Genomic DNA, 10,853 nt, shown 5'->3' on the forward strand with positions numbered 1-10,853 from the left:
GCGTTCAACTTGAACGGTTTCAACTTCAACCAATCAATCATTGACTCTGAAGGTCGAGTGATTGCAACTTGGGCGGATGTAATCAACCGCGCTAATCTGGGTATGGAAGTAATGCACGAGCGTAACGCTCACAACTTCCCTCTAGATTTGGCTGCTGGCGATTCTGCTCCTGTGGCTCTTTCCGCTCCTGCTATCAACGGTTAATCAGGTTAATGATAATCTGAGATACTTTCTTCACGATTACATGTAAGTAAAAAACGCTCTCCCGAAAGGGAGGGCGTTTTTGCATTGGTTAACGTTCATTAATTCAGAATTTAGGCAATAATTATCAAAAAGTAAATTTTACGGGTAATAATTGCTAGCAGCGCAGATAATTGCCTCAAAGCTAAATTATAAGGAGAAGCCAATAATGATTTTACATCGTGGGCGTAAGGTAGTAGCTGCTTTATTGCTGTCAGTGGTACTACTTACAACCGCCTGTACTCCAAAAACACCTGGACGTTTTGACCAGGCCCAAAAAGAAAGCACTCAACAAAAAAGCGGCCAAGGGGTTGCTAAAACCGCAACTCAGGGTAGCGAATTTAATAAACTTTTCCCAGAAGGTGGTGATGGCTACCAGCGTGTCTATACCCAAGAGAAAAAAGGCTTTGCAGAAGCAAAGTTGAAAAAAGGTGGTAAAGAACTAGCATTGCTATCTATTTCTGATACTACAAGTACACCTAATGCAGCAGCAAAGTTCTCGAAGAGTACCAAAAAAATTGGCGGTTATCCTGCAATCGAAGTTGGGAAGACGCAAACCGCAATTTTGGTAGGTAAGTACCAAGTAAAAATACTTTCCCGCGATCCGTCATTTAAAGCTAGCGATCGCGCCGATTGGATAGAGAAGTTTAATCTGAATCGTTTGGCTAGCCTCAAATAAGCTGGATACCGACATTGAAGATAATAAAATCTAAGTAAGGAGATTTTTGTGAGCAAATCGATTTTTGAATTGGTTGATCAACTACCAACTGGTGGATTGACTGTTTCTATGTTGAAGTCCCTTGATTTTGTTGCTCCTGGAGAGTGGCAAAATACCGTCGGCTTTGTCAATACCATTAAGACCATTACAGGCGAAGACGACGAAGATTTAATTCAGCAAATTGGTGAAAGAGCGATTTATCTATTCAACGACAAGTCCCAAGGATACCAAACAGCTTTGTGGCTATATCAAACCGTTGATAATACAGATAAAGCCCTTGGTGCAGCCGCTTTAGCTAACAAAGTTGGTGAAAAAATCCCTTTATTGGGTTTTTTAAACTCTGTTACTCCTAAACCAGACAAAGCCCAAACCATCGATCTGACATTAAAATTAGTGGCTGAGTTAGTGGCTTTTTGCCAAATTAACGGCATTCCTGGAGATAGTATTGGCGATTTTGTCGCCTCTTTAGGTGAATATAGTGGTGAGTCACTCATCCGTATGGTGGCGTTAGTTTGCGTTGATGGTTTGATTCCTCTGGGGCCAGACTTCATCAGCAAAGCAATATCTGGGCTTAATCAAACCAAGCCACAGGAGTTAGAACAAAACTCGACTTTCCAAAGCATCAAAGATGTGATTCCAGGGAGCAATGCTGGTAGTAAACTCAACTTCATCGGCGAAAGCTTTGACTCAGTTAAAGGTTGGATGAGTGGTATTGTTAGCGCGAATAATTTAACGCCACACAAGGTAGTTAGCAATTTGCAAGGTTTTATCGATATTGCTGATGACAAGTTGGACTACCTGGCTGCATTCTTGGATGTATCAACAAATTATTATGAACACACTGGTACGCAAACTTTAGCACATCGCTTAATTGAACGAGCGGTAGCTGAGATTTAGGTTATTGGGAAAGTGGGAAATAGGGAATGATGAGAGAAATAACCAATTCCCAATTCCCAATTCCCATTAGGGTAAATGCAAATCTGCTGCGATCGCATACAAGTAAGGTTGAAAAATAGCCAAGTCTTCTAGTTTATCAAACTTACCCGTTTGCGTACCTGTATCAAATCCAGTGGTAATTACATAAAGTTTTGTGCCATCAAAAGCAACATGACCGATATGTTGCTCTTGTACTCCACCTTTTTGCTTAAGTCCGGCGAACCCATAGCGGATTCCCTGAAGCTTACCAATGGGTACTGGTTGCGGTGGGTAGGCTGAGAAAGTAATCTCTTTGCCATATTCACTCTGACGATCTTTTGCAAAAGCAGTGTAGTGGTCTGTAACCCAAGCTTTGAGTGCTGGTAATACCTGGGTTTGATACTTAGGACTTTGATAATCCACTTGGGAACCAATTGGAATGTCATCTGCTGCAAGTTTCTTTCGGAAATCCTCAGTGTTTGCTAATGGGTAAACGTTAATCTCAACTGTACCCAAACGTTGCCCTTTGGAGGAGATACACAATAACGGTGCATTTCCTTCACAAGGAGCAACTTGCCAGTTAGTTGGAGCAGGAGCGTTTCCCAGTATTTTCTGCCAGATATTTCCCTCTTTTGAGTTGGCAAGTTTGGTAACAGTAGGAGGTTTTACCGCTTTGGGTGGAGAAAATTGGGGAAGAACAAATTTTGCTCCCACAGGTATCGACACTACCAAAATAGAACCTAGTAATAAATGATAAAGTCGTAACATTTTTTCAAAATCCAGAGCCAAGGATTGCAGAGTAACGATATCTACAATACTTTATGGGTATAGAGGAAGAATACATTTATATTGCTGCGAGTTCCGTAAATGGAACTCAACAAACTATAGCGCTTCTTTGTGGAATGAGGTAGAAGGTAGGGGCGCACATTGGTTTAAACACACGCCTATTTGATTTGATCTCAATAAATCTTTTCTAAATGAGAATATATATATTGTCGGCTGTAAAAATGGAAAGAACAAAAGTTAAGTTTACTCTGCCTCTGTCCCATTTAAGATTAATTACTGTTTACGAAGTCAAGCAAGTGGCTATGCAGGTACCATCTCCTTTTAAAATCTCATCCAATGGCGATGTTGAGCGATCGCACTGATAAAGTCATTAGTTTTCGATTTCAAGTTAGAGGCTTGGCCCGCTTTGACTAAGGAATGCAAATTTAATAATCTGCAATTTTAATGGAATGGAGAATGGTGCGTTACGCTCCGCTAACACACCCTACTTTTACACTTTATTTAATCCACGTTCCTAAGTGTTCTTTCTCCGTCTCAGACAAACTGTTCCAGAATAAGGTTGCCTGACTGAAGTGGTCTTGGAAACTGGGGCTGCGCGGCACGTGTCTCATTTGCCAGTTGCTAAGTGGATTACTTACCCATAAATCCAGAGCGCAGTCCGGCTGTCGCTTCCGTAACCTTGGTGTCTCGAAGTGACGCTTTTTTCTCATATCTTGGAAAATTCCTGCTTTAGAAACTTCCCGCTTAAATTTCTCAAAGCTGATTCGATACCTTCATTCTCCCCTAAAACTACCTGTGTCATTCTCATTTCTCCTTAATATCGTTTTTAAGTAGCGATCGCTTAAATATTTAATACTTTGAAAATTTAGCTGTGGACTAAGGAGTAAAGATTATTGTCGGTAGTTGGGTGTAATCGTAACATGCCTAACTCTCGTAAAAACAAATTAAAAAACATTCATCCTCAAATGCCCCATTAGCTGCGATCGAACTGCGCTAAAATCTTTTCTGCTTCCTGACACAGGGCTTCGTGATATTCACCATTACTAGCTAGCAAACCTCCCCATTGATTGATATCACCAGTGTTATACTGCAACGGAGTTCCGTCAAAATGTGTAAACTTACCACCAGCTTCTGTTAAAATCAGTTCTGGAGCTGCGATATCCCAGTCTTTGGGCGCAGATTTACCAGAAAGGGAAATATAGATATCTGCTTGTTGCTCGACAATGGTGGCGATTTTGCAGCCTACACTACCCACACCTTTCTGATTTTGACAGGGTAAATTTTGTAGCAAGTAATCTAATCGTTGGTTGCGGTGAGAGCGACTAACGACTAAAGTTAAATCTTCAACTAATTTACCTAACGACACTTGTAAAGGAACAGAGCGATCGCGGGTTTCTACAAATGCTCCCCCACCTTTGGTAGCATAATATAACTTTTCTGCCTCTGGTACTGCCACCACAGCTAATACTGGGCGTGTTTCCTTGACTAAAGCAATATGAACTGCGTAGTCACCAGTTTTTTTGATAAAGTCTCGCGTACCATCTAAAGGATCAATTATCCATACCCAAGGGAAAGAAGAGTGTGCGCCAGTACTTGGCAATTGATAAGTTTCTTCGCTGATGTAAGCAAAATCTTCATTACCCAAAGTTGCTTGTAGCTTCTGTAAGATATATTGACTCACAGCTACATCGGCAACGGTAACAGGCTCATTCTCTTTATATTGAACTTCTAAATTAGGGTCTTTTGCGGTGCCGTGGTAATACGATCGCAATATATCTGCTGCGCCCCAACCGATCTCACGAGCGATCGCTAATATTTCTTGTAAGTCTTTCATTGATTTAGCCCAATTAAAAATATGTATAATCTGAGTTAGAGACGCACTTTGCGATCTAATATTCTTAAAATTACGAATTACGAATTATTTTAAATCCATCCAGCGCCGGGTACCAAAAAATTTGCAGGAATCAGCTGCAATATTAGATGCTAGCGCCAGTGTATCAGTAAAACTTTCCCGTAAAATGTAATGACAAAAAGCACCGTGGAAAATGTCTCCAGCTCCCAATGTATCAACTGCTTGAATCTGTGGCACATCTACGATACCAGTTTTAGTGCAACTCAAGTATTCAATTGGTTTTTGTCCGTGGGTAATGGCAATGTGAGGAGTATTAAATTCGCCCAGATAAGCAAAAACGTCTTCTCCAGTCTGGCAGTTAGGGGGATAAAAATTAGCCGAACAGATGACATGATCTACAAACGGCAGAATTTCCTCAAATCCAGCTTTCCAACTACCGCCATCAATTACAACTGGAATGTTCTTGGCTTTAGCCATTTGAGCTATGGAACAACTAACCGCCATCTGATGTCCATCAATCAGTACTATATCGACATTTGACAAAATATCTGGCGGGATAGATGCTTCGCTGGCTGGAGTTTTGACAGCATTGATGGAAATCACAGCTCGTTCCCCCGTGGCTTGGGTGACAATGATTGAGGAGACAGGCGGTGCTAAATCCGTGGTAGGCTCAAGGTCTGCGATCGCAACTTGGTGATTTGCCAAATCACCTCGAATTAGCTGCGTCATTGGGTGAGAACCAACTACACCTAAGACTGTTGCCTGATTACCTAAATAGCTGAAAGTTACAGCCGCGTTGGTTGCTGGCCCACCTGCCGCTACAGTATAGTCAGTAGCGACAATCTTCTGATTATTCTTAGGGGCAGAGTCCGCAAGGTAAATCAAATCCAAGGTTACTAAACCCACAAATAACCCCCGATCTAATTTTGGATTTTCGATTTTAGATTTTGGATTAGTCATCATACATTTTCCTATAGGTGCATAAATTCTTATTTTTAACTCCTGTCTCCTAACTCTCCCTCATGCAAACCGATCCAAAACCAGGAACACTTTATGTTGTCGGCACACCAATTGGCAATCTGGAAGATATAACCTTTCGGGCGGTGCGAATTTTGCAGACTGTAGATATCATCGCTGCGGAAGACACCCGTCATACAGGGAAACTGCTACAACATTTTCAAGTTAAGACTCCCCAAGTGAGTTACCACGAACACAATCGTACCAGCCGCATTCCTGAATTATTAGAGCATTTAATTAACAATAAAGCGATCGCTCTTGTGAGTGATGCTGGAATGCCAGGTATTTCCGATCCGGGATATGAACTGGTGAAAGCTTGTATTGAGGCGGGAATTCCAGTAGTTCCGATTCCTGGCGCTAGTGCAGCAATTACCGCTTTGAGTGCATCTGGATTACCAACGAATCGATTTGTCTTTGAAGGCTTTCTCCCGCCGAAAACTCAACAGAGACAAGAACATTTAGAATCTCTGCAAACAGAATCTCGCACAATGATTTTCTATGAATCGCCCCACCGCTTGCGAGATACTTTACAAGACTTAGCAGAAGTTTGGGGAAGCGATCGCCAAATTGTACTGGGGCGAGAGTTAACAAAATTGTATGAGGAATTTTGGCGGGGGACAATTACCGAGGCGATCGCTCACTACAGCCAACGAGAACCCCAAGGTGAATATACATTAGTAGTGGCAGGAATTCCAGCCAGTCAGCCCCAATTGACAGAAGAGGAGTTGAAAGCCGAATTGAAACAGTTAATTAGTCAGGGAATATCGCGATCGCAAGCTAGCCGTCAGTTAGCAAAATTTACCTCCCTTCCCCGTCGCCAACTCTATCAACTAGCTCTTTCTATAGTCCTCACACCTGAGTTGTGAGCAGCTAATACCGCTTAAATATCCTCTGATTTTATACTTTGTACTCGATCTTGCACCAATCAGAATGATGGTATTTAGTCACTCAGTATTGAATCTAAAACCCTTAGTTTAGCAATAAATTTCAATAAAAAGAATGTACCTTTATTGCGTCTATATTAACTAAATCTGGGTTTATACGCAGAGGTGCAATATGAGTAAATTAACTACTTTCAACGACCCAGAAATCATCTATCGATTCTCAATAATTACACACATGATGTAGCAAATGAAGTCAGTTTAACAGTAAACATACAACTACAAAACAAATTTTTCCAGACAATTCCCCCACTGTTTGGATATTGAGATTTGTCAGTTTGCAAACAGATATTAACTCTGAGATGATTTATTCTGTGTTGCCCTGATTTCTGGTATCAGTTTTAGAGATAAATGTGTTAACTGTGGGTATCATCGAAGGCATTGCTATATATTATATATATGCATATATCTGCTGTACTTTATCCATAATTTTTTGTGAGCAAGCTTTTTAAGACTTAATTGTAAAAGTCAGATGTAGAGAAGCTACCACGAAACTTCATTGCGCGATAATAGCTATAGGATTACTATTTGATTTTTGAACGAAATTAGGTATTGTAGAGGAGCCAGTGCGTTGCGGTGAATCCAGCGCTGTAGGCGGGTTTCCCAACCTAGGCGACTGGTTTTCCCGAAGGGATGTTCCCTCCGTTGTAGCAACTGGCGTTATGTTAGAACGGAGTTCGTAACGCACTATTATCAAGGGTTTGATGCCGTACTCTTTGCGCTCACATCCTACGTATATTTTCTCCAAATCAAACTGGATTCCTATATAAACTACGAAAAGTTACGTTGCAATAGCATTGTAGCCGTCTATTCTCATCTATAATATTACCGAAATTATAATTATAATGTTATACAAGAATTTAAATATCATCACAAAAGTATCTGCTAATCTCCTCTGTAAGCTTTTAGGACAGCCTAGTGTTAGTAATTTAGAAAGTCAACTGCACGATAAACACGTTCAAATTCAGCAGATAGAAGAGCAAGAAAAGGCGCTTTACCGAGTTATTAGTAAAATCCGAGCTTCTCTTGAGTTAGAAACAATTTTTCGTACAGCTACTAAGGAAACTTGCAAGTTACTCCGTGTCGAGAGGATTGCAGTCTATCGCTTCTATGAAAACTGGGGTGGAGAATTTGTCAGCGATTTCGAGTTTGCAGAGACTGGATGGGATGATGTCGATACATTAGGAAAAAATACAGTTTGGAATGACTCTTATCTCCAAGAACATCAAGGTGGACGGTATCGTAATAATGAAACTTTAGTTGCTTCAGATGTCTATACAATAGGCTTGTCTCAATGCCATTTAGAAATTTTAGAACAGTTCCATATTCGAGCTTATGCAACTGCACCAATTTTTGTTGGAAAAAAATTGTGGGGAGTGCTTGCTGCTTATCAGCACTCACAACCACATGAATGGAAAAAATTAGAAATTCAATTTCTGTCTCAGATTGCAACGCAGTTAGGATTTGCAGTTAAACAAGCAGAATTTTTAGCTCAAGCAGAACAAAAAGCCGCAGAACTGTATAAAGCGAATCAGCAGCAGAATATTCTGTTTAATTTAGTTGCTGAAATTCGAGAATCTCTTAATTTAGACACTTTGTTTAAGACTACTGCACGAGAAATTCGGAAAGCTCTTCGTAGCGATCGCGTCAGTATCTTTCGATTTGACCCGGAATCGAACTATACTTCTGGGGAATTTGTCTGCGAGAATGTATTGCCTGACTACGATTCTACGATCGCTATCAAGGTAAAGGATGATTGTTTTGGTGAAAAATATGCAGTTGCTTATCACCAAGGGCGTATACAGGTATTATCAGATGTATATCAAGCTGGGCTAAAGGATTGCCACCTTCAACTGTTAGAGCAATTTGAAATCAAGGCACAAATTGTTGCACCTTTAATGAAAGGAAAAACTTTATGGGGATTACTATGTGTTCATCAATGCCGTTGTCCGCGTAAATGGAAAACATCTGAAATTCAATTTATCCGACAATTAGGTGCTCAGTTTAATGTAGCTTTAGAACATTCTGAATTATTAGAGCAATCCCGCTCTCAAGCTAATCAACTTGCTCAAGCGAACCATGCTTTAGAAGTTGCAAACTCTCAGCTAGAAAAAATCAGTAAGCTAGATGCTCTAACCCAAATCGCAAATCGTCATTGTTTTGATAAATTTTTAGAGCAGGAATGGAATCGACTAAGACTAACAGGAAATTATTTATCTTTAGTTATATTTGATATTGATTATTTCAAGGATTATAACGATTCTTATGGACACCTAGCTGGAGATGAATGCTTAATACAAGTTGCTCGTGCAGCCCAAGCTGTATTAAAGCGTCCTACCGATCTACTAGCTCGTTATGGTGGTGAAGAATTTATTGTCATTTTACCAAATACGAGCGAATCAGGTGCGATTAAACTGACTAGGTTGATTCAAAATTCTATTCAAGAATTAAAGATTCCTCATAAGAAGAAGAAGAACTTTCAATATTTTGTGACTGTCAGTTTAGGTGTTGCGACTCAAAAACCAACAGCTAAAAGTTCACCTCAAGACTTAATTAACACAGCCGACAAAGCTTTGTATAAAGCTAAAGAACAAGGACGTAATAGGTGGGTTTGTGCTGCAAAACTCTAAGTCCAGTCACGAAGAATAGGGGTTCAGAAAGAGGCAGGGAGCAGGGGTATTGAAACCCTTACCCCACTTAGCTTTGCGGCAGGGCAGAAAGAGTATTCCCCTTAACCCGCATTTCTCACAAGCTTGAGGGGAAGGATGGGCAGGGGAGGCAGGGGAGGCAGGGGAAGCAAGGGAAGAAAAAACTAATACTCGCATTTCTCACAAGCTTGAGGCGAAGGATGGGCAGAGGGGAAAGAACTTGGTATTTGAACTCTCCTCTGCTCCCCCTGGCTCCCCTGCTCAAGCGCAGGCTTAATCGACATGTGGTGAGAAATCCGGGCTTAAGCCTGTGATATTTCTGCCTCACTCCTAACTCACTTGCGGCTTGATGTATGCGATCGCATGTTTCCAAACGGTGGTTTGCTGACTGTTTTCATCTGCAATAGAGATACACTGTGGGTCTTGCCATAAAACCCTTCCTGTGAGTACATCACCAGTCAGCAGCTTTAACTCTACTGGCGTTGTTTGTTTAATCAGGTTTTGGACTTGGATAATACTGGGCAAAGTGGTGTCAAATTCAGTAAGCATTTTTAGTAAAGATGAACCTACAAGGCAAAATAAAGAGTAACTAATCCTTGATAATTCATCCTTAAAGAAATGGCAATCGAATTTACTAAGTATCATGGTCTAGGCAATGACTTTATCCTCATTGACAATCGTTCGTCATCAGTGCCTGTAGTGACTCCAGAGCAAGCCATCGAGTTGTGCGATCGCCACTTTGGTATCGGTGCTGATGGTGTTATTTTTGCCCTACCTGGAGTAAATGGCACTGACTACACCATGCGGATTTTTAATTCCGATGGTTCAGAACCAGAAATGTGTGGTAATGGCATTCGCTGTTTAGCTGGCTTTTTGGCAGACTTAGAAGGGGAATCCCGGAATAAAGACTTATATCGCATTCATACTTTGGGTGGTGTAATAACTCCCCAACTCTTATCTGATGGTCAAGTTAAAGTAGACATGGGTTTACCCAGGTTACTCGCTAGCGAAATTCCGACTAATCTTGCACCCGCCCAAGAAAAAGTAATTTCTGTGCCGTTGGAGGTGGCGGGGCAAATTTGGGATGTCACCTGTGTAAATATGGGAAATCCCCACTGCATTACTTTTGTGGAAGATGTCGCAGCAATTGAGTTAGAAACCATCGGCCCTAAATTTGAGCATCACCCAGTTTTCCCCCAACGCATAAATACCGAATTTATTCAAGTGGTACGCCGTGACTATTTGAAAATGCGCGTGTGGGAACGGGGTGCTGGGATTACATTAGCTTGCGGGACTGGTGCTTGTGCTTCGTTGGTAGCTGGTGTGTTAACTGGAAAATGCGATCGCACCGCCACTATAGAATTACCAGGTGGCCCCTTACAAATTGAATGGTCAGAAATCGACCAACGGGTTTACATGACAGGCCCGGCTGAAAAAGTATTCACGGGTAAACTGTAACCAACTTATCGATTCTATAGGACTACTTTTTGATTTTTGAAAAGATACGCAGGGGAACCAGTCGCGTGGGCGGGTTTCCCGACTTGAGCGTTAGCGACGCAGGAGCGTCACTGGCGTTGCATTAGCCACAGCGTAACGCACAATTCTTAAGGCTTTGGTGCGTTATGGCTTACGCCTAATACCAATTTTATATGAAGCTGCATATAATGGAGAAAACAAACTCGATAAATTAAAATAACCATGAGCCGCCCTTTTAGGATTGAAATCATAGAGAGCGA

The 10,853-nt window shown here is 41.3% G+C and carries 11 protein-coding genes and 2 pseudogenes; 7 read left to right on the forward strand and 6 right to left on the reverse strand.

Annotation, left to right across the window (positions count from 1 at the left end):
* The 3 genes and pseudogenes from V7K42_RS15245 to V7K42_RS15255 form a co-directional block, all read left to right on the forward strand.
* Positions 1–204 (forward strand): annotated as a pseudogene (locus tag V7K42_RS15245) (photosystem II q(b) protein); the annotation flags it as partial.
* Positions 205–409: 205 nt separating this feature from the next.
* Positions 410–919, forward strand: coding sequence for a hypothetical protein (locus V7K42_RS15250; protein ID WP_334917436.1), 510 nt, complete (start codon positions 410–412; stop codon positions 917–919).
* A 48-nt stretch (positions 920–967) separates the two neighbouring features.
* Positions 968–1,855: a hypothetical protein gene (locus V7K42_RS15255; RefSeq protein WP_334917438.1), complete on the forward strand. Its 888-nt coding sequence runs from the start codon at positions 968–970 to the stop codon at positions 1,853–1,855.
* A 66-nt stretch (positions 1,856–1,921) separates the two neighbouring features.
* On the opposite strand, the gene V7K42_RS15260 is transcribed toward V7K42_RS15255, so the two are convergent.
* Positions 1,922–2,641, reverse strand: a complete 720-nt coding sequence (locus tag V7K42_RS15260; RefSeq protein ID WP_334917440.1) for a hypothetical protein — start codon at positions 2,639–2,641, stop codon at positions 1,922–1,924.
* Between the two features lie 239 nt (positions 2,642–2,880).
* On the opposite strand from V7K42_RS15260, the gene V7K42_RS15265 reads away from it, so the two are divergent.
* Complete coding sequence (locus tag V7K42_RS15265) at positions 2,881–3,021, forward strand: hypothetical protein (protein WP_334917442.1); 141 nt, start codon at positions 2,881–2,883, stop codon at positions 3,019–3,021.
* A 135-nt stretch (positions 3,022–3,156) separates the two neighbouring features.
* On the opposite strand, the gene V7K42_RS15270 is transcribed toward V7K42_RS15265, so the two are convergent.
* The 4 genes and pseudogenes from V7K42_RS15270 to V7K42_RS15285 form a co-directional block, all read right to left on the reverse strand.
* Complete coding sequence (locus tag V7K42_RS15270; protein WP_334917453.1) at positions 3,157–3,270, reverse strand: catalase-related domain-containing protein; 114 nt, start codon at positions 3,268–3,270, stop codon at positions 3,157–3,159.
* 36 nt (positions 3,271–3,306) lie between these two features.
* Positions 3,307–3,461: pseudogene (rpsU, locus tag V7K42_RS15275) on the reverse strand (30S ribosomal protein S21); the annotation flags it as partial.
* A 171-nt stretch (positions 3,462–3,632) separates the two neighbouring features.
* Positions 3,633–4,493, reverse strand: coding sequence for a 3'(2'),5'-bisphosphate nucleotidase CysQ family protein (locus tag V7K42_RS15280; RefSeq protein WP_334917444.1), 861 nt, complete (start codon positions 4,491–4,493; stop codon positions 3,633–3,635).
* A gap of 84 nt (positions 4,494–4,577) precedes the next feature.
* Complete coding sequence (locus tag V7K42_RS15285) at positions 4,578–5,471, reverse strand: sugar kinase (RefSeq protein ID WP_442938576.1); 894 nt, start codon at positions 5,469–5,471, stop codon at positions 4,578–4,580.
* Positions 5,472–5,533: 62 nt separating this feature from the next.
* Between V7K42_RS15285 and rsmI the strand changes: the two genes are divergently transcribed.
* The gene (rsmI, locus tag V7K42_RS15290; RefSeq protein WP_334917446.1) at positions 5,534–6,394 is read left to right on the forward strand and encodes a 16S rRNA (cytidine(1402)-2'-O)-methyltransferase; all 861 of its coding nucleotides are present in this window, start codon (positions 5,534–5,536) and stop codon (positions 6,392–6,394) included.
* Positions 6,395–7,314: 920 nt separating this feature from the next.
* On the forward strand, positions 7,315–9,099 hold the full coding sequence (locus V7K42_RS15295) for a diguanylate cyclase domain-containing protein (RefSeq protein WP_334917448.1): 1,785 nt from the start codon (positions 7,315–7,317) through the stop codon (positions 9,097–9,099).
* Between the two features lie 348 nt (positions 9,100–9,447).
* Here the strand turns inward: V7K42_RS15295 and V7K42_RS15300 are convergent, their stop codons facing one another.
* Positions 9,448–9,666: an Hfq-related RNA-binding protein gene (locus V7K42_RS15300; protein WP_334917450.1), complete on the reverse strand. Its 219-nt coding sequence runs from the start codon at positions 9,664–9,666 to the stop codon at positions 9,448–9,450.
* Positions 9,667–9,735: 69 nt separating this feature from the next.
* Here V7K42_RS15300 and dapF point away from each other — a divergent pair, with 69 nt between their 5' ends.
* Positions 9,736–10,575 carry a diaminopimelate epimerase gene (gene dapF, locus V7K42_RS15305; protein ID WP_334917451.1) on the forward strand — a complete coding sequence of 280 codons (840 nt, stop codon included), beginning with the start codon at positions 9,736–9,738 and terminating at the stop codon, positions 10,573–10,575.
* The last annotated feature ends 278 nt before the right edge of the window (positions 10,576–10,853 follow it).

This window comes from Nostoc sp., from assembly GCF_036917455.1.
GTDB lineage: Bacteria > Cyanobacteriota > Cyanobacteriia > Cyanobacteriales > Nostocaceae > Nostoc.

Coding starts and splice junctions, on each gene's coding strand:
- V7K42_RS15250 (WP_334917436.1), top strand. CDS start 410: ATGATTTTACATCGTGGGCGTAAGGTAGTAGCTGCTTTATTGCTGTCA.
- V7K42_RS15260 (WP_334917440.1), bottom strand. CDS start 2,641: ATGTTACGACTTTATCATTTATTACTAGGTTCTATTTTGGTAGTGTCG.
- V7K42_RS15265 (WP_334917442.1), top strand. CDS start 2,881: ATGGAAAGAACAAAAGTTAAGTTTACTCTGCCTCTGTCCCATTTAAGA.
- V7K42_RS15270 (WP_334917453.1), bottom strand. CDS start 3,270: ATGAGACACGTGCCGCGCAGCCCCAGTTTCCAAGACCACTTCAGTCAG.
- V7K42_RS15280 (WP_334917444.1), bottom strand. CDS start 4,493: ATGAAAGACTTACAAGAAATATTAGCGATCGCTCGTGAGATCGGTTGG.
- V7K42_RS15285 (WP_442938576.1), bottom strand. CDS start 5,471: ATGACTAATCCAAAATCTAAAATCGAAAATCCAAAATTAGATCGGGGG.
- rsmI (WP_334917446.1), top strand. CDS start 5,534: ATGCAAACCGATCCAAAACCAGGAACACTTTATGTTGTCGGCACACCA.
- V7K42_RS15295 (WP_334917448.1), top strand. CDS start 7,315: ATGTTATACAAGAATTTAAATATCATCACAAAAGTATCTGCTAATCTC.
- V7K42_RS15300 (WP_334917450.1), bottom strand. CDS start 9,666: ATGCTTACTGAATTTGACACCACTTTGCCCAGTATTATCCAAGTCCAA.
- dapF (WP_334917451.1), top strand. CDS start 9,736: ATGGCAATCGAATTTACTAAGTATCATGGTCTAGGCAATGACTTTATC.